Annotated in this window: 21 protein-coding genes; 16 read left to right on the forward strand and 5 right to left on the reverse strand. The window is 68.8% G+C overall.

The window, feature by feature from the left end; all coding sequences use genetic code 11:
• Positions 1-92 precede the first annotated feature (92 nt).
• The gene (edd, locus tag EOW65_RS11245; protein ID WP_128149449.1) at positions 93-1,910 is read right to left on the reverse strand and encodes a phosphogluconate dehydratase; all 1,818 of its coding nucleotides are present in this window, start codon (positions 1,908-1,910) and stop codon (positions 93-95) included.
• 219 nt (positions 1,911-2,129) lie between these two features.
• Here edd and EOW65_RS11250 point away from each other — a divergent pair, with 219 nt between their 5' ends.
• From EOW65_RS11250 to pgi, 7 genes are all read left to right on the forward strand, one after another.
• Positions 2,130-2,789, forward strand: a complete 660-nt coding sequence (locus tag EOW65_RS11250; protein WP_128149451.1) for a DUF6778 family protein — start codon at positions 2,130-2,132, stop codon at positions 2,787-2,789.
• 69 nt (positions 2,790-2,858) lie between these two features.
• On the forward strand, positions 2,859-4,067 hold the full coding sequence (locus EOW65_RS11255) for an RSP_2647 family RNA methyltransferase (RefSeq protein ID WP_128149453.1): 1,209 nt from the start codon (positions 2,859-2,861) through the stop codon (positions 4,065-4,067).
• Positions 4,067-4,609 (forward strand): RSP_2648 family PIN domain-containing protein, encoded by a 543-nt coding sequence (locus EOW65_RS11260; RefSeq protein ID WP_128149455.1) that lies wholly within the window; start codon positions 4,067-4,069, stop codon positions 4,607-4,609. Before EOW65_RS11255 ends, EOW65_RS11260 begins: the two co-directional genes overlap by 1 nt.
• Positions 4,609-5,109: a DUF2478 domain-containing protein gene (locus EOW65_RS11265; protein ID WP_128149457.1), complete on the forward strand. Its 501-nt coding sequence runs from the start codon at positions 4,609-4,611 to the stop codon at positions 5,107-5,109. The genes EOW65_RS11260 and EOW65_RS11265 overlap by 1 nt, the downstream gene beginning before the upstream one ends.
• Before the next feature lie 97 nt (positions 5,110-5,206).
• Complete coding sequence (gene zwf, locus EOW65_RS11270) at positions 5,207-6,673, forward strand: glucose-6-phosphate dehydrogenase (protein WP_128149459.1); 1,467 nt, start codon at positions 5,207-5,209, stop codon at positions 6,671-6,673.
• Positions 6,670-7,341, forward strand: a complete 672-nt coding sequence (gene pgl / locus EOW65_RS11275; RefSeq protein ID WP_128149461.1) for a 6-phosphogluconolactonase — start codon at positions 6,670-6,672, stop codon at positions 7,339-7,341. The genes zwf and pgl overlap by 4 nt, the downstream gene beginning before the upstream one ends.
• Positions 7,341-8,951, forward strand: coding sequence for a glucose-6-phosphate isomerase (pgi, locus tag EOW65_RS11280; RefSeq protein WP_128149463.1), 1,611 nt, complete (start codon positions 7,341-7,343; stop codon positions 8,949-8,951). The genes pgl and pgi overlap by 1 nt, the downstream gene beginning before the upstream one ends.
• 134 nt (positions 8,952-9,085) lie before the next feature.
• Here the strand turns inward: pgi and EOW65_RS11285 are convergent, their stop codons facing one another.
• A complete protein-coding gene (locus EOW65_RS11285; RefSeq protein WP_128149465.1) occupies positions 9,086-10,318 on the reverse strand; it encodes an MFS transporter in 1,233 nt (410 codons plus the stop codon).
• A 65-nt stretch (positions 10,319-10,383) separates the two neighbouring features.
• Between EOW65_RS11285 and EOW65_RS11290 the strand changes: the two genes are divergently transcribed.
• The 3 genes from EOW65_RS11290 to EOW65_RS11300 all read left to right on the forward strand — a co-directional run bounded on the left by EOW65_RS11290 (position 10,384) and on the right by EOW65_RS11300 (position 12,466).
• A complete protein-coding gene (locus tag EOW65_RS11290; RefSeq protein ID WP_128149467.1) occupies positions 10,384-11,016 on the forward strand; it encodes a DNA-3-methyladenine glycosylase family protein in 633 nt (210 codons plus the stop codon).
• On the forward strand, positions 11,013-11,675 hold the full coding sequence (locus tag EOW65_RS11295) for an alpha/beta hydrolase (protein ID WP_128149469.1): 663 nt from the start codon (positions 11,013-11,015) through the stop codon (positions 11,673-11,675). The genes EOW65_RS11290 and EOW65_RS11295 overlap by 4 nt, the downstream gene beginning before the upstream one ends.
• A 191-nt stretch (positions 11,676-11,866) precedes the next feature.
• On the forward strand, positions 11,867-12,466 hold the full coding sequence (locus tag EOW65_RS11300; RefSeq protein ID WP_128149471.1) for an HNH endonuclease: 600 nt from the start codon (positions 11,867-11,869) through the stop codon (positions 12,464-12,466).
• Positions 12,467-12,489: 23 nt separating this feature from the next.
• Here EOW65_RS11300 and EOW65_RS19990 read toward each other — a convergent pair whose 3' ends face one another.
• Positions 12,490-12,657, reverse strand: coding sequence for a hypothetical protein (locus tag EOW65_RS19990; protein ID WP_164880066.1), 168 nt, complete (start codon positions 12,655-12,657; stop codon positions 12,490-12,492).
• Positions 12,658-12,799: 142 nt separating this feature from the next.
• Between EOW65_RS19990 and EOW65_RS11305 the strand changes: the two genes are divergently transcribed.
• Complete coding sequence (locus EOW65_RS11305; protein ID WP_128149473.1) at positions 12,800-13,897, forward strand: PA0069 family radical SAM protein; 1,098 nt, start codon at positions 12,800-12,802, stop codon at positions 13,895-13,897.
• Here the strand turns inward: EOW65_RS11305 and EOW65_RS11310 are convergent.
• Together EOW65_RS11310 and EOW65_RS11315 are read right to left on the reverse strand one after the other, a co-directional pair.
• Positions 13,894-14,850, reverse strand: coding sequence for a homocysteine S-methyltransferase family protein (locus EOW65_RS11310; RefSeq protein ID WP_128149475.1), 957 nt, complete (start codon positions 14,848-14,850; stop codon positions 13,894-13,896). The two genes, EOW65_RS11305 and EOW65_RS11310, sit on opposite strands and share 4 nt — an antisense overlap.
• A 114-nt stretch (positions 14,851-14,964) precedes the next feature.
• On the reverse strand, positions 14,965-15,276 hold the full coding sequence (locus EOW65_RS11315; RefSeq protein ID WP_128149477.1) for a DUF1476 domain-containing protein: 312 nt from the start codon (positions 15,274-15,276) through the stop codon (positions 14,965-14,967).
• A 275-nt stretch (positions 15,277-15,551) separates the two neighbouring features.
• On the opposite strand from EOW65_RS11315, the gene purC reads away from it, so the two are divergent.
• The 5 genes from purC to EOW65_RS11340 all read left to right on the forward strand — a co-directional run bounded on the left by purC (position 15,552) and on the right by EOW65_RS11340 (position 20,487).
• Positions 15,552-16,313, forward strand: coding sequence for a phosphoribosylaminoimidazolesuccinocarboxamide synthase (gene purC, locus EOW65_RS11320; protein WP_113899076.1), 762 nt, complete (start codon positions 15,552-15,554; stop codon positions 16,311-16,313).
• Positions 16,314-16,325: 12 nt separating this feature from the next.
• The gene (purS, locus tag EOW65_RS11325; RefSeq protein WP_113899077.1) at positions 16,326-16,565 is read left to right on the forward strand and encodes a phosphoribosylformylglycinamidine synthase subunit PurS; all 240 of its coding nucleotides are present in this window, start codon (positions 16,326-16,328) and stop codon (positions 16,563-16,565) included.
• A 75-nt stretch (positions 16,566-16,640) separates the two neighbouring features.
• Positions 16,641-17,309, forward strand: a complete 669-nt coding sequence (gene purQ, locus EOW65_RS11330; RefSeq protein WP_128149479.1) for a phosphoribosylformylglycinamidine synthase subunit PurQ — start codon at positions 16,641-16,643, stop codon at positions 17,307-17,309.
• A 61-nt stretch (positions 17,310-17,370) separates the two neighbouring features.
• Complete coding sequence (locus tag EOW65_RS11335; RefSeq protein ID WP_128149481.1) at positions 17,371-19,152, forward strand: sensor histidine kinase; 1,782 nt, start codon at positions 17,371-17,373, stop codon at positions 19,150-19,152.
• 3 nt (positions 19,153-19,155) lie between these two features.
• Complete coding sequence (locus EOW65_RS11340; RefSeq protein ID WP_128149483.1) at positions 19,156-20,487, forward strand: sigma-54-dependent transcriptional regulator; 1,332 nt, start codon at positions 19,156-19,158, stop codon at positions 20,485-20,487.
• Positions 20,488-20,707: the final 220 nt, after the last annotated feature.

Consider the following 20,707-nt stretch of genomic DNA (forward strand, 5'->3'; position numbering starts at 1 on the left):
GGGCGGCGGGGGCGGGATGCCTCTGGCGGGAGTATTCGGGCCAGGAAAATCGGCATTTCCCTGGGAGAACACTCCCGCCGGAGGCAAGAAAGTCAGACCACGACGGCGGCGCCCTCGGTGGCGGGGCCGACATTGCGGCGGAAGGCGGCGAAAAGCTCGCGGCCGAGGCCATGGGCGTTCTTCGTCAGATCCGCCGTCACCGGCGTGCGCGCCTCGAAATCGGGTGCGAGACAGGTAAGGGTGCCGGCCACCGCATCGAGGCGCAGGAGGTCGCCGTCGCGCAGTTTCGCCAGCGGGCCGCCGCAGGCCGCCTCGGGGCTGACGTGGATCGCCGCCGGCACCTTGCCCGAGGCGCCCGACATCCGCCCGTCGGTGACCAGCGCGACCTTGAGCCCGCGGCCCTGCAGCACTGAAAGCGTCGGGGTGAGCGAATGGAGCTCCGGCATGCCGTTCGCCTGCGGCCCCTGAAAGCGCACGACGACGATGGTGTCGGCGGTGAACTCGCCCGCCTTGAAGGCTGCCTTCACCTCTTCCTGATCGGCGAAGACGCGGGCCGGGGCCTCGATCACGTGATATTCTGGCGCCACGGCCGAGATCTTGATCACCCCGCGGCCGAGGTTGCCGGACAGTTGCTTGAGCCCGCCCTGCGGCTGGAACGGCGTCGCGGCGGGGCGCAGGATGCGGTCATTGAGGCTGTCTTGCGGCCCCTCGACCCAGTCGACGCCGCCATCTCGCAGCTTTGGCTCGCGGGTATAGGCGGCAAGCCCGTCGCCCGCCACGGTCTTCACGTCGGGGTGCAGCAGACCCGCGCCCAGAAGCTCGCGGATCAGGAATTGCAGCCCGCCCGCGGCGTGGAAATGGTTCACGTCGGCCAGCCCGTTCGGATAGACCTTGGCCATCAGCGGCACCGCCGAGGAGATCTCGTCGAAATCCTCGAGGTCGAGCGCGATCCCGGCCGCGCGCGCCATCGCCGGCAGGTGCAGCACCAGGTTGGTCGAGCCGCCCGTCGCCATCAGCCCGACGATGCCGTTGACGAAGGCGCGCTCGTCGAGCACCTCGGCCACCGGGCGGAAGTCGTTGCCAAGCGCGGTGATCTCGGCGGCGCGGCGCGCGGCCTGGGTGGTGAGGGCGTCGCGCAGCGGCGTCTCGGGGTTGACGAAGCTCGCCCCCGGCAGGTGCAGGCCCATCACCTCCATCAGCATCTGGTTGGTGTTCGCGGTGCCGTAGAAAGTGCAGGTGCCCGGCCCGTGATAGGAGGCCATCTCGGCCGCCATCAGTGCCTCGCGCCCGACCTCGCCCGCGGCGAATTGCGCGCGGATCTTCGCCTTCTCGTCGTTCGGCAGGCCCGAGGTCATCGGCCCGGCCGGCACGAAGATTGCGGGGATGTGGCCGAAGGTGGCGGCGGCGATGACGAGGCCCGGCACGATCTTGTCGCACACGCCAAGATAAAGCGCCGCGTCGAAGCAGTTGTGGCTGAGCGCGACGCCCGCGGCAAGCGCGATCACGTCGCGCGAAAAGAGGCTCAGCTCCATCCCCGGCTGGCCCTGGGTGATGCCGTCGCACATCGCGGGCACGCCGCCCGCGACCTGCGCCGTGGCGCCCACGGCGGCAAGGGCCGCGCGGATCTGGCCGGGGTAGGTTTCATAGGGGTGATGCGCGGACAGCATGTCGTTATAGGCGGTGACGATGCCGATGTTCGGGCTCCGTCCCTCGGCCAGCTGCACCTTGTCCGGGCTGGCGGCATAGGCATGGGCCTGATTGCCGCAGCTCAGATGTGTGCGGGCGGGGCCGGCGACGACGGCTGCGTGCACCCGGGCCATGTAGTCGTCCCGCAGCCCTTTCGATCGCGCCCGCACCCGGTCGGTCACTCGGGCGATGGTGGCGTTCAGCGGCGGGCTGGTCTGGGTCATGGTGTCTTCCGTTCGGATGGGCGAGCGCGGTTTCGGCGACAGCGCCTCCGCTCTATACCGTTAGCGCTAACAAATCAACTCGTCTGGAATGTTTCAATTTTGGCGCCGGTTCCCGCGGCCGCAAGCGGCATTCCTTCAAAATACACGACAATAAGCCACATCCTGCCACAATCCGCAGCGAGTTTCAGCAGCGAAAACAAAGCTGACGGAGTATCGGGCATGAAAACGCTGCGCTTTCCCGCTGTCCTTGCCGGACTGACGCTGCTCGCCGCCTGTGCGCAGGTGGTGCCGGCGACGCGGGCCGCCACCGAGGTCACGGCGCTTGACGAGATCGTGGTGAGCGGCGCCCCCGCGGTGACGCAGCCGCGCTATGACGTGCGGGAGGTGCGGGTCACGGTGCCGCGCACGCTGCATGTGTCCGAGGCGAATCTCTATTATCCGATCGCCGATCTCGTCTGGCGCGGCGATCCGCGTGGCGACCGCTATGCCCAGGTCTCGGCGATCTTCACCGAGGCGGCGGACCGTGCCACGGCGCAGATGCACGCGGGCCGGCCAGTCACCGTCGACATCGAGGTGCTGCGCTTCCATGCCCTGACCGAAAAGACCCGCTACAGCGTCGGCGGCAGCTATGGGGTGAAGTTCTCGCTCACCGTGCGCGATGCGCAGAGCGGTGCGCTGATCGACGGGCCGCGGGTGGTCAAGGCCGGGCATCCGGCCTCGGGCGGGCAGAAGGCGCTTGATGAAGAGGCGCGGGGGCTGACCGAAAAGGTGGTGGTCACCCAGTTCCTTGACGACCTGCTGCGGGCGGAGCTGGCGAAGCCCGGCGTGCCCGCGCCGGTGGCCGAGGATCGGATCTCGCTGCTCGAGCCCGGGCAGTGAGGCTTTCCTCGCGGGCCGCGGCGCGCTAGAGGGGGCGGCAACGCCCCTTTTTTCATGCGAGGCCTTCCGATGTCCGACACCGATCTTTCGCTCCCGCGTCCCGTGGTGCGGCTGCGTCCCAAGGCCGAGGCGCGTGCGATCCGCCACGGCTTTCCCTGGGTCTATGCCGACGAGCTGGTCACCGACCGGCGCACGCAGGCGCTGACCCCGGGCACCATCGCCACGCTCGAGGATGCCGAGCGCCGGCCGCTCGCCACCGTCACCGTCAACCCGAACTCGAAGATCATCGGCCGGGTGCTCGACCGCAACGCCGAGGCGGTGATCGACCGCGGCTGGATCGCGGCGCGCATCGCCCGTGCGCTCGAGCTGCGCGCGCGGCTCTTCGATGCCCCCTTCTACCGCCTCGTCCATGCCGAGTCGGACGGGCTGCCCGGCGTCATCATCGACCGTTTCGGCGATGTCGCGGTGGTGCAGCCGAACGCCGCCTGGTCCGAGGCGATGATCGGGGACATTGCCGCCGCGCTGACCGAGGTCGCGGGCGTCACCACCATCGTCAAGAACGGCTCGGGCCGCTCGCGCAGCCTCGAGGGGCTGAACGAGGAGACGGTGGTGCTGCTGGGCGCGATCGAGGGCCCGATCGAGGTGCCGATGAACGGCGCGATCTACATGGCCGACGTTCTGGGCGGGCAGAAGACCGGGCTGTTCTTCGACCAGCGCCCGAACCACGCCTTTGCCGCGCGACTGGCGAAGGGGGCGCGGGTGCTCGACGTCTTCTCGCATGTGGGGGGCTTTGCGCTGGCCTGTCTTGCGGGCGGGGCCGCAAAGGCGTTGTCGGTCGATGCCTCGGCCGCGGCGCTGGGGCTGGCCGCACAGGGCGCCGAGGCGATGGGGCAGGGCGCGCGTTTCGCGACCCGGCAGGGCGACGCCTTCGCCACGCTCGAGGCGCTGGCCGCCGAGGGCGCGCAATTCGATCTGGTGATCTGCGACCCGCCGGCCTTCGCGCCGGCGAAACCCGCGCTGCAGGCCGGGCTGCGGGCCTATGAACGCGTCGCGCGTCTGGCTGCGCCGCTTGTCGCACCGGGCGGCTTCCTGACGCTGTGCTCGTGCTCGCACGCCGCCGATCTCGAACAGTTCCGCGCCGCCTCGAGCCGCGGCATCGGTCGCGGCGGGCGCCGGCCGCAACTTCTGCACACGGGCTATGCCGGCCCCGATCACCCGATGCTGCCGCAGCTCGCCGAGTCGGGCTATCTGAAGGCGCTGTTCTTCCGGCTCGACTGATGAAGGTCCTGCTCGACGCCTGCGTGCTCTATCCGACCGTGCTGCGCGAGATCCTGATCGGCGTGGCGCGGCGCGGGCTCTACACGCCGTTGTGGTCGGCGCGCATTCTGGAGGAATGGGCGCGCGCTGCGGCCCGGCTCGGTCCGGCGGACGAGGTGATTGCGCGCGGTGAGGTGGCGGCGTTGCGCGCGGCCTTCCCGCGCGCCGAGGTGGCGCCGAAACCCGCTCTCGAGGCGCGGCTCGTGCTGCCCGACCCGAATGACGTGCATGTTCTGGCCGCGGCGATTGCCGGCTCGGCCGATGCCATCGTGACCTTCAACGCCGTCGATTTTCCACGCGCGACGCTGGCCGCCGAGGGGCTCGAGCGGCGCGACCCGGACGGCTTCCTCTGGGCGCTGTGGTCGGACAGCCCCGCGCCCGTCGCCGAGGTGGTCGAGGCGGTGCGCGCCGAGGCCGAGCGGCTGTCGGGCGTGCCGCAGCCGTTGCGGCCGCTGCTCAAACGCGCCAAGCTGCCGCGGTTGGGCAAGGTGCTGGAGGCGTGATGCTGGGCTTCGTGACGATTGCCGAGAGGGGGGAGGCGGACCGGCTTCTGGCCGATTTCGCCGCGGATCTGGCGGCCGAAGGGCGCCCTGTCGTCGCCATGGTCCGTGCCGAGCTGCCGGCCGCGCGCGCCTGCGAGATGGCGCTGCGGCTTTACCCGTCGGGCGAGGTCGCGCCGATTTCGCAATCTCTGGGCGCGGGCGCCGATGCCTGCACGCTCGATGCCGGCGCGCTCGAGGCGGCGGTGATGACCACCACCGCGGCGCTTGCGGCGGCTGCGCCCGGGGCGCCGCTGATCCTGAACAAGTTCGGCAAGCAGGAAAGCGAAGGCCACGGCAGCCGCGCGCTGATCGCCGCCGCGCTCGAGGCCGGGCATCCGGTGCTGATTTCGGTGCCGCCGGCGACGCGCACGGCCTTCCTCGACTTCGCCGGCGATTTCGCGACAGAACTGGCCCCCGAGCCGCAGGCGCTCGGCGACTTTCTGGCGCAGGTCGGCGCCTGATCTTTCAAACCGCTTTGACCTCGGCATCCGGGGGACTAGACTGTTGCGCAACGCGTCGCTAGAACGCTGACAGTTAGCGCTAACATCGGAGAGGTTCATGGTTTCGCGCGTTATCCCGGTGGACCCGTTCGACGTGGTGGTCTTTGGCGCCACCGGCGATCTGTCCACCCGCAAGATCCTGCCTGCGCTCTACCGGCGCTTCTTCGCCGGGCAGATCCCGCCCGAGGCACGGATCATCGGCGCCGCCCGCACCGAGCTCGATGCCGAGGGGTTCCGCGCCCTCACCCGGACCGCGATCGCCGAACATGTCGGCGCGGCGAAGCGCGACCCCGAGCAGATCGAGGCCTTCCTGCAATGCGTCGACTATGTTCCGGTCGATGCCACCGGCACCACCGGCTGGCAGGAGCTGAAGGCGCTGATCCGCCCGGGCGTGGTGAATGCCTTCTACTTCTCGGTGGCGCCGTCGCTCTTCGGCGATCTGGCCGAGCGACTGCACGGCCACGGCATTACCACCGACGACTCGCGCATCGTGGTGGAAAAACCCTTCGGCCGCGACCTTGCCTCGGCGCGGGCGCTGAACGCCACGCTGGCCGCGCATTTCGACGAACATCAGATCTATCGCATCGACCATTACCTCGGGAAGGAGACGGTGCAGAACCTGATGGCGGTGCGTTTCGCCAATATCCTGTTCGAGCCGCTCTGGAACAGCCAATACGTCGACCACGTGCAGATCACCGTGGCCGAGACCGTGGGTGTGGGCGGGCGTGGCAGCTATTATGACCGCTCGGGCGCGATGCGCGACATGGTGCAGAATCACATGATGCAGCTTCTGTGCCTGATCGCGATGGAGCCGCCCTATCACTTCGACCCCGACGCAGTGCGCGACGAGAAGCTGAAGGTGATCCGCGCGCTGCAGCCCGCGGCGCAATCCGACATCGTGCGCGGCCAATACCTGCCGGTGAAGGGCGACCCGGCGCGGCGCGGCTATGTCGAGGATGTCGAGAACCCTGACAGCCGTTCGGAAAGCTATATCGCGCTGAAGGTGCAGATCGCGAACTGGCGCTGGCAAGGCACGCCCTTCTATCTGCGCACCGGCAAGCGGTTGCGCGCGCGCACCTCGGAAATCGCCATCACCTTCAAGCAGCCGCCGCATTCGATCTTCGACGAGGCTGACGACAGCTGGCGCGAGAACGTGCTGGTGATCCGGCTGCAGCCGAACGAGGGGATGAACCTCAAGGTGATGATCAAGGAGCCGGGCCCGGGCGGCATGCGCCTCGTGCAGGTGCCGCTCGACATGTCCTTTGCCGAGGCTCTGGGCGAGGAGGGGGCGGACATCCCCGACGCCTATGAACGCCTCATCATGGATGTGATCCGCGGCAACCAGACGCTCTTCATGCGTGGCGATGAGGTCGAGGCGGCCTGGGCCTGGACCGACCCGATCATCGCCGGCTGGGAGGCGCGGGGGGACCGGCCGCAGCCCTATGATTCGGGCTCTTCGGGGCCCGAGGATGCGCTGATGCTGATGCACCGCGACGGCCGGCGCTGGCGCGAGATCCGCGAATGAACCTTGTGGCCTACCCCGATCGCGAGATGCTGATGGTGGCGCTGGCCGACACCATCGCCTCGCAGTTGCGCGAAACCCTCGCGCGCGAGGGGCGGGCGGTGCTGAGTGTGCCGGGCGGCACCACGCCCGGGCCGGTCTTCGACATCCTCTCGGGCGTGGCGCTCGACTGGGAGAACGTCTCGGTGCTGCTCAACGACGAGCGCTGGGTGCCCGAGGACAGCCAGCGCTCGAACACCCGGCTCGTGCGCGAGCGGCTCTTGCGCGACCGCGCGGCCGCGGCGCGGCTGGTGCCGCTTTACGCCCCCGCGCCCCGCCCCGAGGACCGTCTTGACGAGCTTGCCGCGGGGGTGGCCGCGGTGCTGCCGATCACCGTGCTGCTGCTCGGCATGGGGGCGGACATGCACACGGCCTCGCTCTTTCCCGGCGCCGACCGGCTGGCCGAGGCGCTTGCCCCCGACGCGCCGGTGCTGATGGCCTTGCGCGCCGAGGCGGCGGGCGAGCCGCGCATCACCCTCACCGCGCCGGCCTTGCGCAGCGCGATGCACTGCCACATTCTCATCACCGGCGACGAGAAGCGTGCCGCCCTCGACCGCGCGGCACAGCTGTCCGAGGCCGAGGCCCCGGTCCGCATCGTTCTGAACACCGCCACCATTCATTGGGCCCCATGATGAACCGCTTTGACGACCTGCTGTCCCACGCTGCCGCGACGAAAGACCGGCAGATCCGGGAATTGTTCGAAAATGATAATCGCGCTACCGAGTTCAGCGCGGAATTTGGCGGATTCCTGTTCGATTACTCCAAAACTTCCATCGACGAAACCGCGCGTGCGCTGCTTCTTGCGCTGGCCGAACGCTGCGGCGTTGCCGAGAAGCGCGCCGCGATGTTCGCCGGCGCGAAGATCAACGAAACCGAGAATCGCGCCGTCCTGCACACCGCCTGGCGCAACATGGCGGCCGAGGTCTCGGTCGACGGGCGCGACGTGATGCCCGAGGTGCGCGCGACGCTCGGCCGGATGCAGACCTTTGCCGAGGAGGTGCGCACGGGCCGCTTCACCGGGCAGGGGGGCGCGATCACCGATGTCGTCAATATCGGCATCGGCGGCTCTGACCTCGGCCCGGCGATGGCCACGCTGGCGCTTTCGTCCTTCGCGGACGGGCCGCGCTGCCATTTCGTCTCGAACGTCGATGGCGCGCATATCCATGACACGCTGAAGGGGCTGAACCCGGAAACGACGCTCGTCATCGTCGCGTCAAAAACCTTCACCACGATCGAGACGATGACCAACGCCGAAACCGCGCGCACATGGATGGCGGCAAAGGTCGCCAACCCCGCCGCGCAATTCGCCGCGATCTCGTCCGCCGTCGACAAGACCGCCGCCTTCGGCATCGACGCCTCCCGCGTCTTCGGCTTCGAGGATTGGGTGGGCGGGCGCTATTCGGTCTGGTCGCCGATCGGGCTGAGCCTGATGCTCGCGGTGGGCCCGGGGCATTTCGCCGAATTCCACGCCGGCGCCGCCGCGATGGACCGCCACTTCCGCGAGGCGCCCTTCACGGAAAACCTGCCGGTGCTGCTGGCGCTTGTCGGGATCTGGCACAACCAGGTGCTGGGCCACGCCACCCGTGCCGTGCTGCCCTATGAACAGCGCCTCGCCCGGCTGCCGGCCTATCTCCAGCAGCTCGAGATGGAGAGCAACGGCAAGCGCGTCAGCATGGATGGCGCGGACCTGCCCTACAACTCGGGCCCGGTGGTCTGGGGCGAGCCGGGCACCAACGGCCAGCACGCCTTCTATCAGCTGATCCACCAGGGCACGCGGGTGATCCCCTGCGAATTCCTGGTCGCCGCGACCGGGCGCGAGCCCGATCTCGAACATCAGCACCTGCTGCTCGTCGCGAATTGTCTGGCGCAATCCGAGGCGCTTTTGCGCGGCCGTTCGCTCGCCGAGGCGACCGAGATCCAGCGCAAGAAGGGCCTGACCGGCGCCGATCTCGAGCGTCAGGCGCGCCACCGCGTCTTCCCGGGCAACCGGCCCTCGACGACGCTGCTGTTCAACAAGCTCACCCCCTTCACGCTCGGCGGCATCATCGCGCTTTATGAACACCGGGTCTTCGTCGAGGGCGTGATCCTCGGCATCAACAGCTTCGATCAATGGGGGGTGGAACTTGGCAAGGAGCTGGCGCTGGCGCTCGCTCCGGTGCTTTCGGGCGAAAGCGACGGTGCGGGCAAGGACGGCTCGACCCGCGCCCTCGCCGCCCGCATCCGCGCGCTGCGCGGGGCCTGATCGGGGCAAGGGGGGCGCTGCCCCCCGTCCTTCGGACTCCCCCCGGAGTATTTCGGCCAGGAAAAGTCTTCTGGTTTTTTCTTGGAAAAATACTCTGCGGGGGTCCGGGGGCGCAAAGCCCCCGGCGGCCTGCCTTACCGCGTTTCCTTCGGCCGCATCACCAGCCAGATCAGCGCCGCACCGGCGAGCGTCAGGAAGGGCAGCATGGCAAGGTTCACCGCCTGCCAGCCCGCCTGCGGATCGCCCGCCGAGGTGCAGTTCATCAGGCTGCCGGAGCTGAGCGAGGCGAGGAACACGCCGCCGAAGACGACGAAATCGTTCATCCCCTGCACATGGCCGCGCTCGTCGGCGGTATGCGCCGAGGCGAGCATCGCGGTCGAGCCGATGAAGCCGAAGTTCCAGCCGAGCCCGAGCAGCATCAGCGCCAGGAAGAACTTCTCGATCTCGACCCCGCTCATCGCCACCGCGCCCGAAGCGGCCAGGATCACCAGGCCGATGCCGACGATCATTTCCTTGCCGAAGCGCGCGATCAGATGGCCGGTGAAGAACGAGGGGATATACATCGCCAGCACATGCGCCGAGACGATATTGGCGGCGTCGCCCGCCTCGAAGCCGCAGCCGACGACGGCCAGCGGGGTCGAGGTCATGACCAGGTTCATCAGCGCATAGCTGACCATGCCGCAGATCATCGCCACCGCGATCACCGGGTCCTTCAGCAGCTCGCGCCGGCTGCGGCCGGGATGGGCCACGCCCTTTGCCCGCCGACCGGGGGCCGGGATATCGAGAAAGGCAAACAGGATCGGCCCCAGCAGGTTGATGACGATGATCGCGAGATAGGTCGCCATGAACGGCACCACCATCGCCTGTGCGGTGAATTTCACCAGCTGCGGTCCGATGATCGCCGCGGCGAGTCCGCCGGCCATCACATAGGAGATCGCCTTCGGCTGGAACTCGGGGCTGGCGCCATCGGTCGCGGCAAAGCGATAGAAGCCCTGCGCCGACATGTAGACGCCGGTCAGCATCGAGCCCGCCATGAACAAAGCGAAGGACCCGATGTAGAGCGCATAGGCCGCGATCGCCGCGCCGATGCCGCCTGCGAGCGTCGACAGGATGAAGCCCGCGCGCCGCCCCTTCGCCGCCATGAACTCCGACATCGGCTGCGCCGAGAGCACGGACCCCAGCACGATCATCGACAGCGGCAGCGTCGAGAAACACGGGTTCGGCGCCAATGACTGGCCGGCAAGCCCGCCCACGGTGAAGATCATCGACATCTGTGCGCCAAGGAAAGCCTGGGCGAGGACGAGGACGGCGACATTGCGCTTTTCGCGCGCGTCGGGGCCGGCGGGGGAGGAGGCGAGATCGGTCATGGCGAAAGGCCTAGCCTTCCGCGCGGGGGCTGGCAAGCGCCGCGACAATCGGGCAGGGTGGCGCCATGGTTGGACGGATCATCACCACCGAGGACGACGTGGCCGAGGGGGCCGCCTGGCTTGCCGCGCGCGAGCCGGCCTTCGCGCGCGCGCTCGATACCACCGGCCCCTGGCCGCTGCGCCGCCGTGCCGACGGGTTCGAGGCGCTGCGCGACGCGATCATCGGCCAGCAGGTCTCGGTTGCGGCGGCGAACGCGATCCGGGCCAAGGTTCTGGCGGCGGGGTTCGGGGGCGAGGCGGCGCTGGTCTCGGCCTCGGAAGAGGCTTTGCGTGGCTGCGGCCTGTCGCGGCAGAAGGTGCGCTATCTGCAGGCGCTGGCGGGATCTGGCATCGACTTCGACGCGCTGCGGACGCTTCCCGACGAGGAGGTGATCGCGACGTTGCTGCCGCTGCCGGGCATCGGGCGCTGGACCGTCGAGATGTATCTGATCTTTGCGCTTGGCCGCGCCGATGTCTTTGCCGTCGACGATCTGGCACTGGCCGAGGCGGCGCGGCTGCTCTTCGGTCTGCCCGAGCGGCCGAAGCGACGCGCCTTCAACGAGCTTGCCGCCGCCTGGTCGCCCTGGCGGGCGGTCGCGGCGCGCGGGCTCTGGGCCTGGTATGCGGCGATGAAACAACGAGAAGGAGTGGCGCCATGACGCGCGAGCTGAAATCGGGGCGCGTCGCGCCGCAATCGGGCGAGGTGAAATCGCTCGTCGTCTTCCTGCATGGCTATGGCGCCGACGGGGCGGACCTGCTCGGCCTCGCCGAGCCGCTCGCGCCGCATCTGCCCGACACGCTTTTCATCGCCCCCGATGCGCCCGAGCCCTGCGCCGGAAATCCCTTCGGTCGGCAGTGGTTCCCGATCCCGCGGCTGGACGGCTCGACAGAGGCCGAGGCCGCCGAGGGGCTGGCGCGCGCGGCCGGGGACCTGAACGCCTTCCTCGACGGTCTTCTGGCCGCCGAGGGGCTGAGCCCGTCGCAGCTCGCGCTGGTGGGCTTCTCGCAGGGCACGATGATGTCGCTCGAGGTGGCGCCGCGTCGGGCCGAGCCGGTCGCCTGTGTCGTCGCCTTCTCGGGGCGGCTGCTGCGGCCCGAGGCGCTGGCGGCCGAGGCGGTGTCGAAACCGCCGGTGCTGTTGCTGCATGGCGACGCCGATCCGATGGTGCCCTTCGAGGAGATGGGTGTGGCGGGCGATGCGCTGGTGGCGGCCGGGTTCGAGACCTACGGCCATGTGATGAAGGGCACGGGGCACGGCATTTCGCCCGACGGGCTGAGTGTGGCGCTGGCCTTCCTGAAGCAGTATCTGCCTGGCTGATCCGCGCCTTGCCCGGAAAACGGGCAGCTGTCATATCCCTGTCGTGCCGCCATGCGATCCATGCTGCATGGCGGCAAGGTCGCAGATCGCGATGCTTGCCAGACGCGGAACGCCATATATAGTTGAGACATGGCAGGGGCGGGCTCCCCGCCCCGGTGCCGGATCGGCGACAGGGCGGAAGTGGGGTGCGCATGCTGGACCATGGAGACAGGTCGGATTTCCGAACGCAATTCGTGCGCGAGCCATCGGCGCTGCGCCATTATCCGGCGCTGGTGCTGAACGCCGACTTCCGGCCGCTCAGCTATTACCCGCTGTCGCTCTGGCCCTGGCAGGAGACGATCAAGGCGGTCTGCCTCGACCGGGTCGCGATCCTCGCCGAATATGACGAGGTGGTGCGCTCGCAAAGAGAGGCGATACGCATCCCCTCGGTGGTCGTGCTGAAAGAATTTGTCCGTCCCCAGAAGCGCGTGGCTTTCACGCGCTTCAATCTTTTTCTGCGGGACGGTTTTTGCTGCCAGTATTGCGGCTCGAAGGGGGATCTGACCTTCGACCATGTCGTGCCGCGCTCGAAGGGCGGGGTGACGAGCTGGGAGAATGTTGTCGCCGCCTGTGCGCCGTGCAACCTGAAGAAGGCGAACAAGCCGTTGCGTGCCTCGGGACTGCGGCTGAAGCGCGCGCCGAAGGCCCCGACACCCGGCGAGATGCACGAGGCCGGCCGGCGTTTCCCGCCGGGGCATCTGCACGACAGCTGGATCGATTTCCTCTACTGGGATGCCGAACTCGACGAATGAGGGGCGGGGCCCTGCGTGGGGCCCTATTCGACCCGTGCGAGCAACCGCGCCAGCGCGGCGGCACCCAAAAGCCCGATCGCCAGCACCGCAAGCGGCACACCCGCCTTCGCGGCCATCCACAGCGTCGCCGAGGCGGCGAGGATCACGGCGCAGATCAGCAGCAGGAAATGGGGCAGGGGTATCGGTTCCATCGTGGGCCTCCTGTCATTTACTATGGGCGCGCGTGCCGCAAAGGAAAAGCCCCCCGTGCGGCTGCGGCATCAGATTGCGGATCACGCTTGAGTGCGTGCGAATCGGCTTGAAAACGTTCCTGTTTTGTTCCAGATTCACCCCATGACCGAGCTGCCCCTGATCCTGCCCCCCGCCGATCCGCGCACGCGCCTGAAGGCGCGGGGTGCCGCGAGCCGGCCGGTTGGCCGGTTCGAGCCCTATGAGCGGCTGTGGGAGCCCGACGGCTGGGACCTGCCCGAGGATGAGGTGCTGTTGCGCACCGAGGTCAGCATCGAGCATCCGCGCAGCATCATCACCCGCAACGACAGCCCCGACGTGCCCTTCGGACGCTCGATCAACCCCTATCGGGGCTGCGAGCATGGCTGCATCTATTGCTTCGCGCGCCCCTCGCACGGCTATCTGGGCCTGTCGGCGGGGCTCGATTTCGAGACCCGGCTGGTGGCCAAGCCCGACGCGCCCGCGGTGCTCGAGCGCGAGCTGCGGCGCAAGGGCTATCAGGTGGCGCCGATCGCCATCGGCACCTCGACCGATCCCTATCAGCCGATCGAGGCGAAGATGGGGGTGATGCGCGGGCTGCTCGAGGTGCTCGACGCCTTCAACCATCCGGTGACGATCACCACCCGTGGCGCGGGCATCCTGCGCGACCTGGACCTGATCGCGAACATGGCGGAGCGGGGGCTGGTGCATGTGGGCATCAGCCTGACCACGCTCGACGAGGAGCTGGCGCGGAAGATGGAGCCGCGCGCGCCCGCGCCGCGCACCCGGCTGCGGATGATCCGCGAGCTGTCGCGGGCCGGCGTGCCGGTGCGGGTGATGGCGGCGCCGATCATCCCGGGGCTGACCGATCACGCGCTCGAGGCGATCCTGACCGAGGCGCGCCGGGCCGGGGCGCAGGCGGCGGCGATGATGCCGGTGCGCCTGCCCGACGAGGTGGCGCCGCTCTTCGCCGATTGGCTGCAGCGCCATTACCCGGCGCGGGCCGAGCGGGTGCTGAACGCGACCGCGGCCTTCCGCGGCGGGCGGCTGAACGATCCGCGTTTCGGCAGCCGGATGACCGGCGAGGGCACCGAGGCCGAGCTTCTGGCGCAGCGCTATGCGCTCTCGTGTCGCCGGCTCGGGCTTGACCGGCCGCTGCCCGCGCTCGACGTCACGCGCTTTGCGCGGCCGCCGCGGGCGGGCGATCAGCTCGAGCTGTTCTAGGCGCGGCGGGTGGCGGCGACGGGCTGGGCCGCACCAAGGCGGGCGGTGATCTCGTCATGCGTCGGGCGCGCGTCTCGCGGCGTGGTTTCCAGCGCCTCGCGCATCGCCCCGAGATGCGCCGCCGTCAGCCCCGCGCCGCCGCCGATAATCCGCGCGCCTGCGTCGCGCGCAAGCCGGGCGAATTCCGCCATCCGCCGCGGATCGCTTTCGGTGCCGTCCTCGGTCAGCGCATCCGCCTGCGCATCGGCCTGCGCGATCAGCGGATGCTCGATCCCGGCCGCGCAAAGGGTGAGCAGCGTGTGCAGCAGGCGCGCCGGCCCCGGCCCCTCGGCGCCAAGTGCCTCGGGCTGCGGCGCAAGCGCGCCGGCCTGCGCCGCGAAAGGGGCGGGGGCAAGCCCCATCAGCGTGCGCCCGGCACTGTCGAAGCGCATCGTGCCGCACCAACCGAGCCCGGCAAGCTGTGCTGCCTCGGCCGCCGCCGCCAGTTCCTCGAGCGCGGCGAACCCGCCCAGCCACAGCACGCTTGCGCCGCCCTCGCGCAGCGCTTCGGCCTGTTCATGGAAGATCTCGACGGCAAGCGCGTGACGCAGCGTGCCCATCGGCGCGAAGATCTCGCCCGTTGGCCCGATCGCGCCGGCGACGACCACTGGCCGGTCGCTGCGCTCGGCGGCCTCCCGTGCGATCTCGGCCGCCGTGCGGCTGAGCATGCCGGCGCGGGCCTGCGCGCCATAGGGGCGCAGCCGCGAGGCATTGGCCCCGGCCGAGTTCGTGCGGATCAGATCCGCGCCCGCGTCGATCGCGGCCTTCGCCACCGCCTGCATCCCGGCGGGGGCGGCAAGGGCCGCGGGGGCGCCGCGCTCGAGCGCAAGGCCTGTGGGGCCGCGCTCGGGCAGTCCGTCGGTCAGCATCCAGTCGCGCGCGGCAAGCAGATGGGCGAGGGTCTCGGCAGGCATGGCGTCACTTCCTGTGCGGCGCGGCGGCGGGCAGCTTGCGGGCGCGGATGTGAAAAACCCTCCGGCAGCCGCGCCGGAGGGCGTCTTGCGCAATTGACGGGGGCAGCCCCCGGATCAGCCCTCGGCGATCTGTTTCGCGGCGGCGGCGAGTGCCTCGGCGAGTTTCGCCCGCACCGTCGCCTCGTCGGCGCGCGGGCCGAGGTCAGCCACCAGCTTGCGCACCACGTCTTCCTTGCCAGCCTCGAAGAAGTCGGCGGTCAGCAGCGAGGTGACATAGGCATCGGCCTCTTCGTCGGCCTTTCCCATCATCTCGGCAGCCCATTGCGCGACCATCTTCACCGCGCGCGCGCCCTCGCGAAACCGTTTGTCGGTGTCATGGGCGAACTTGGATTCATATGCCTGTTCGCGGTCGTCAAAGGTGGTCATGGCCGTGTCCCCCCGGGAAATTGGTTGCCCTTAAACTGACATATGCCCGCCTCGGCGGGGCACTTCAAGGGTGCAGATCGGCGCAGAACGACCGCTAGCGCTAATGCTGCGGGCGCAAATGGCGGCTGGCAAATCGGCAGCGGCCACACGCCTTTGCCTTGCGGCGCCGCAAGCCTTGTCCTATAGGGGCGAAAAGGGCCCTGCGCCCGTTTGCCCGGTGCGGGCCCAGGGGAGCTGCCCCCGGGGCAGCCGGGCCGCAGAAGGAACCATTGCCCATGTCACCGCGCCGCAAGAAGATCTACGAAGGCAAGGCGAAGATCCTGTACGAAGGCCCGGAGCCCGGCACGCTCGTCCAGTATTTCAAGGATGACGCGACCGCCTTCAACGCGCAGAAGAAGGCGACGATCGAAGGCAAGGGCGTGCTGAACAACCGCCTGTGCGAGTTCTTCATGAACGGGCTGACCAACGTCGGCATCCCGAACCACTTCATCCGCCGCCTGAACATGCGCGAGCAGCTGATCCGTCAGGTCGAGATCATCCCGCTCGAGGTGATCGTGCGCAACTTCGCCGCCGGCTCGATCGCGAAACGTCTGGGCATGGAAGAGGGCACCGCCCTGCCGCGCCCGATCGTCGAATACAGCTACAAGAACGACGCGCTCGGCGATCCGCTGGTGCCCGAGGAATACATCGTCGCCTTCGGCTGGGCGAACCAGCAGGATCTGGACGACATCGTGTCGCTGGCGCTGCGGGTGAACGACTTCCTCGCCGGCGTGTTCTACGGCGTCGGCATCAAGCTCGTCGATTTCAAGATCGAGATCGGCCGGGTCTGGGATGGCGACTTCATGCGCCTGATCGTTGCCGACGAGATCTCGCCCGACAGCTGCCGGCTGTGGGACATGAAGACCGGCGCGCATCTCGACAAGGATGTGTTCCGCCGCGATCTGGGCAGCCTGACGGATGCCTATACCGAGGTGGCAAAGCGTCTTGGCGTGCTGCCGACCAATCCCGAGCCGATGAAGCCCACCCTGATCAACTGAGGAGCGCCCGCGATGAAGGCCCGTGTTCATGTCATGCTGAAGGATGGGGTGCTCGACCCGCAGGGTGAGGCCGTGCGCGCCGCGCTTGGCCACATGGGCTTCTCGGGCGTCGAGGCCGTGCGTCAGGGCAAGGTGATCGAGCTCGATCTCGCCGCGACCGACACGGCCGCGGCGGAGGCCGAGGTCAAGGCGATGTGCGAGAAGCTGCTCGCCAACACCGTGATCGAGAAATACACCGTCGAGATCGCCTGATCCCCGGCGGGCGGGGGCGCTGCCCCCGCACCCCCGAGGTATTTTGGGCAAGATGAAAGCAGGAGTGCCCCCGCGATGAAAGCCGCCGTCATCACCTTTCCCGGGTCGAACTGCGACCGTGACCTCTTTGACGCCTTCGCGAAGGCGGGCGACGAGGTGGTGAAGGTCTGGCACAAGGAGACCGAGCTGCCCGCGGGCATCGACGTCATCGGCATTCCGGGCGGCTTCTCCTTCGGCGACTACCTGCGCTGCGGCGCGATCGCCTCGCGCTCGCCGATCGGCCAGGCGGTGGTCGATTTCGCGCAGCGTGGCGGCTATGTGCTGGGCGTGTGCAACGGCTTCCAGGTGCTGACCGAGATGGGGCTGCTGCCGGGCGCGCTGATGCGCAACGCCGGGCTCAAGTTCATCTCGAAGCCCGTCGCGCTGACGGTGACCACGACCGACAGCGCCTTCACCTCGGGCTATGACAAGGGGCAGGAAATCCTGATCCCGATCGCCCATGCCGAGGGCAATTACCAGATCGACGCCGAGGGGCTGAAGCAGCTTCAGGGCGAGGATCGCGTGGCCTTCCGCTATGTCGAGAACCCGAATGGCGCGACCGACGACATCGCCGGCGTGCTGAGCGCCAACCGCCGGGTGCTGGGCATGATGCCGCACCCCGAGCGGGTGGTGGAGCCCGCGCAGGGCGGCACCGACGGGGCGGCGCTTTTCCGCGCGTTGAGCTCGGTGATGGCGGCGGCGTGATCGCCCCCGCCTTGTTGGTCCGGCGCCTTCGGCCTAGATTGGCGCCATGCCCGCAAGACGCATGAGCACAGATCAGACGAGCCCTCCCGAGCCTGACCGGCGCGGACGTCGGCGCCTTGCCGCCCGTATCGCCGGCATCGGCGTGGTGGTCGTCGCCGTCGCCGCGATGTGGTCGACCAATGCCTGGCTGACCGAGCGCTTCACCGAGACGACGCGGGTGCGCACCGAGCTGCGGCTGGCGCTTTACTCCGGCAACATCCTGTCCGAGTTGCAGCGCACCTCGGTGGTGCCGCTTCTGCTGGCCCGTGATCCGGTGCTGACCAATGCGCTCGAGACCGGGGATTTCTCGAAAAGCTCGGCGCAGCTGATCTCGGCGCGCGAGGACATTGCCGCGGCCTCGATCCGGCTTCTCGACATGGACGGGCGGGTGGTGGCGGCGACGAACCGTAACCTTCTGGGCACGTCCTATGCGAGTGAACCCTTCTTCGTCGAGGCGCAGCGCTCGCGCGAGACGATCTTCACCGCCGCCTCGGGGGCGACCGGGGCGACGGAATTCGACTATTCCCGCGCCCTTGTCGCCGATGGCCGGGCGATCGGGGTGATCGTCGTCGAGGCGGAACTGTCGAAGTTCGAACGCTCCTGGGCGGGGATCTCGGATGCGGTCGCGGTGACCGACAGCGAAGGCCGGATCATCCTGACGACCGAGCCGAAATGGCGCGGGTTGACGGTGGCCGAGGCGCTGTCGGCGCGCTCGGCCCCGACCGCGATCGAGCGCGCGCTGCAGGTCACGGCCGACTGGGCGAACGAGCCGCCCGACGCCTATCTGCGGGGCCAGGCGGTGATGCGCACCGAAACCCGCATCCCCTTCCGCGGCTGGCGGATGATTGCCTTCACCAGTTACGAATCGGTGCGCGAGAAGGTGAATGCCGTCCTCGCGATGGAAATCATGGGCTTTGCCATCCTGCTCGCCGCCGGGTTTTACGTGTTGTCGCGGCGGGCGCGGGTGCAATCGCTCGCCTATCGCCGCGAATCGGCCGATCTGCGGGCGCTGAACGCACGGCTGAGCCGCGAGATCGCCGAACGCGAGAAGGTGCAGAAGGATCTGGCCGTCGCCGAGCAGACGCTGGCGCAATCCTCGAAGCTTGCGGCACTGGGCGAGATGTCGGCCGCGGTGAGCCATGAGCTGAACCAGCCGCTCGCCGCGATGAAGACTTATCTCGCCGGCGCGCGGCTGCTGCTGCAGCGCGCCCGCACCGAAGAGGCGCTGAGCTCGTTCCAGCGCATTGACGACCTGATCGAGCGGATGGGCGCGATCACCCGGCAGCTGAAATCCTATGCGCGCAAGGGCGGCGAGGCCTTCGAACCGGTCGATCTGCGTGCCGCGATCAGCTCGGCGCTGGCGATGATGGAGCCGCAGCTGAAGGCGCGCACGGTGCGCATCACCCGGGTATTGCCGCGCGAGCCGGTGATGGTGATGGCCGACCGGATCCGCCTTGAACAGGTGATCATCAATCTTCTGCGCAACGCGCTTGACGCGACCAAGGGGCGGGCGGAACCGGCGATCGAGCTGATCCTCGCCACCGGCGAGACGGCGGTGCTGGGCGTGCGCGACAACGGACCGGGAATCTCGGACCTGCAGAAGCTGTTCGAGCCGTTCTGGACGACGAAGAAACCGGGGGAGGGGACGGGGCTGGGCCTTGCGATCTCTTCCTCGATTGTCAGCGATTTCGGCGGTCGGCTGACCGCCCATAATGCCGAGGAAGGGGGCGCGGTCTTCGAGATGCAGCTGCCGCTGATCTCGGAGGACACGACAGCGCCCAGGGGCGCAAAGGCAGCGGAGTAGCACATGGCACGGATGATGAAGGTGGCGATCGTCGACGACGAGGAAGACATGCGCCAGTCGGTGAGCCAGTGGCTGGCGCTCTCGGGCTTCGACACGGAGACCTATGCGAGCGCCGAGGAAGCGCTGAAGGTGATCGGCACGGATTGGCCGGGGGTGGTGATCTCCGACATCCGGATGCCGGGGATGGACGGGATGGCGTTCCTGAAACGCCTGATGGGGCTCGATTCCGGGCTGCCGGTGATCATGATCACCGGCCATGGCGACGTGCCGATGGCGGTCGAGGCGATGCGCCTTGGCGCGATGGACTTCATGGAGAAGCCCTTCAACCCCGACCGGATGACCGAACTCGCCAAACGCGCGACGCAGGCGCGGCGGATGACGCTCGACAACCGCGCGCTGCGCCGCGACCTCGCCGAGGGGGCGCAGGTGATGGGCAAGCTGATCGGCACCTCGGCGGCGATGGAGCGGCTGCGCGAGGACATCCTCGACCTCAGCCAGGCCGACGGCCACGTGCTGATCGACGGTGAGACCGGCACCGGCAAGTCTCTGGTGGCGCTCGCGCTGCATGCGACGGGCCCGCGGGCGGGCAAGAAATTCGTCGTGGTCAGCTGCGCCGCCTATGCCGAGGAGGCGCTCAGCGCCAAGCTCTTCGGCCCGGTCGAGGAGGGCGGCACGCTGCCGCTCGTCGAGGAGGCGCGCGGCGGCACGCTGGTGCTCGAGGATGTCGAGGCGCTGAGCCAGTCGCTGCAGGCGCGTCTGCTGACCTTCATCAACGAGCAGGGCACGCCGGCCGAGACCCGCATTCTTGCCGTGTGCAACGCCCACGGCGAGGGCCGCACGCTCGAGGACGCGCTGCGCCCCGACCTCTATTTCCGCCTTGCCGCGCACAAGATCACCCTGCCGCCGCTGCGCGCGCGCGGCGAGGATATCCTGACCATCTTCACCCGCATGGCCGAACAATTCGCCGAGGAATACGGCTGCGACGCGCCCGAGGTCTCGGCGCAGGAAGCAGCACAGCTCTTGCAGGCGCCCTGGCCGGGCAACGTGCGTCAGTTGATCAATGTGGCCGAGCGCGCCGTGCTGCAAGCGCGCCGCGGCTCGGGCTCGATCGCCTCGCTGCTGATGGCCGACAACGAAGAGGCCGGTCCGGCGATGACCACCGAGGGCAAGCCGCTGAAGGAATATGTCGAGAACTTCGAGAAGATGCTGATCGACAACACGATGCGCCGGCACAAGGGGGCGATCTCGGCGGTGATGGACGAGCTGTGCCTGCCGCGCCGCACGCTGAATGAGAAGATGGCGAAATACGGCCTGACCCGTCAGGACTATATCTGAGGGACAGGCGCGGCCCACGGTCCGCGCCGCCCCTTCCGCTTCTAATCGCTCCAAATATCCCGGGGGTGAGGGCGCAGCCCGAGGGGGCAGCGCCCCCTTCTTCGGCAACAGCGGCACTCGGGCCCCCACTTCCCCTGCCCGCGACGAAAAAGCGATTGTCATTGCGCCGGCCGGGCGGCTATTGTCGTTTTCATGTCGGCGGGATGCTCTCTCTTGGTGT

This window comes from Paenirhodobacter ferrireducens (genome assembly GCF_004022265.1).
GTDB classification, from domain to species: Bacteria; Pseudomonadota; Alphaproteobacteria; order Rhodobacterales; family Rhodobacteraceae; genus Rhodobacter; species Rhodobacter ferrireducens.

What these genes read in the sequence shown, in the direction of transcription:
- edd (WP_128149449.1), bottom strand. Translation starts at nt 1,910, where the DNA reads ATGACCCAGACCAGCCCGCCGCTGAACGCCACCATCGCCCGAGTGACC.
- EOW65_RS11250 (WP_128149451.1), top strand. Translation starts at nt 2,130, where the DNA reads ATGAAAACGCTGCGCTTTCCCGCTGTCCTTGCCGGACTGACGCTGCTC.
- EOW65_RS11255 (WP_128149453.1), top strand. Translation starts at nt 2,859, where the DNA reads ATGTCCGACACCGATCTTTCGCTCCCGCGTCCCGTGGTGCGGCTGCGT.
- EOW65_RS11260 (WP_128149455.1), top strand. Translation starts at nt 4,067, where the DNA reads ATGAAGGTCCTGCTCGACGCCTGCGTGCTCTATCCGACCGTGCTGCGC.
- EOW65_RS11265 (WP_128149457.1), top strand. Translation starts at nt 4,609, where the DNA reads ATGCTGGGCTTCGTGACGATTGCCGAGAGGGGGGAGGCGGACCGGCTT.
- zwf (WP_128149459.1), top strand. Translation starts at nt 5,207, where the DNA reads ATGGTTTCGCGCGTTATCCCGGTGGACCCGTTCGACGTGGTGGTCTTT.
- pgl (WP_128149461.1), top strand. Translation starts at nt 6,670, where the DNA reads ATGAACCTTGTGGCCTACCCCGATCGCGAGATGCTGATGGTGGCGCTG.
- pgi (WP_128149463.1), top strand. Translation starts at nt 7,341, where the DNA reads ATGAACCGCTTTGACGACCTGCTGTCCCACGCTGCCGCGACGAAAGAC.
- EOW65_RS11285 (WP_128149465.1), bottom strand. Translation starts at nt 10,318, where the DNA reads ATGACCGATCTCGCCTCCTCCCCCGCCGGCCCCGACGCGCGCGAAAAG.
- EOW65_RS11290 (WP_128149467.1), top strand. Translation starts at nt 10,384, where the DNA reads ATGGTTGGACGGATCATCACCACCGAGGACGACGTGGCCGAGGGGGCC.
- EOW65_RS11295 (WP_128149469.1), top strand. Translation starts at nt 11,013, where the DNA reads ATGACGCGCGAGCTGAAATCGGGGCGCGTCGCGCCGCAATCGGGCGAG.
- EOW65_RS11300 (WP_128149471.1), top strand. Translation starts at nt 11,867, where the DNA reads ATGCTGGACCATGGAGACAGGTCGGATTTCCGAACGCAATTCGTGCGC.
- EOW65_RS19990 (WP_164880066.1), bottom strand. Translation starts at nt 12,657, where the DNA reads ATGGAACCGATACCCCTGCCCCATTTCCTGCTGCTGATCTGCGCCGTG.
- EOW65_RS11305 (WP_128149473.1), top strand. Translation starts at nt 12,800, where the DNA reads ATGACCGAGCTGCCCCTGATCCTGCCCCCCGCCGATCCGCGCACGCGC.
- EOW65_RS11310 (WP_128149475.1), bottom strand. Translation starts at nt 14,850, where the DNA reads ATGCCTGCCGAGACCCTCGCCCATCTGCTTGCCGCGCGCGACTGGATG.
- EOW65_RS11315 (WP_128149477.1), bottom strand. Translation starts at nt 15,276, where the DNA reads ATGACCACCTTTGACGACCGCGAACAGGCATATGAATCCAAGTTCGCC.
- purC (WP_113899076.1), top strand. Translation starts at nt 15,552, where the DNA reads ATGTCACCGCGCCGCAAGAAGATCTACGAAGGCAAGGCGAAGATCCTG.
- purS (WP_113899077.1), top strand. Translation starts at nt 16,326, where the DNA reads ATGAAGGCCCGTGTTCATGTCATGCTGAAGGATGGGGTGCTCGACCCG.
- purQ (WP_128149479.1), top strand. Translation starts at nt 16,641, where the DNA reads ATGAAAGCCGCCGTCATCACCTTTCCCGGGTCGAACTGCGACCGTGAC.
- EOW65_RS11335 (WP_128149481.1), top strand. Translation starts at nt 17,371, where the DNA reads ATGAGCACAGATCAGACGAGCCCTCCCGAGCCTGACCGGCGCGGACGT.
- EOW65_RS11340 (WP_128149483.1), top strand. Translation starts at nt 19,156, where the DNA reads ATGGCACGGATGATGAAGGTGGCGATCGTCGACGACGAGGAAGACATG.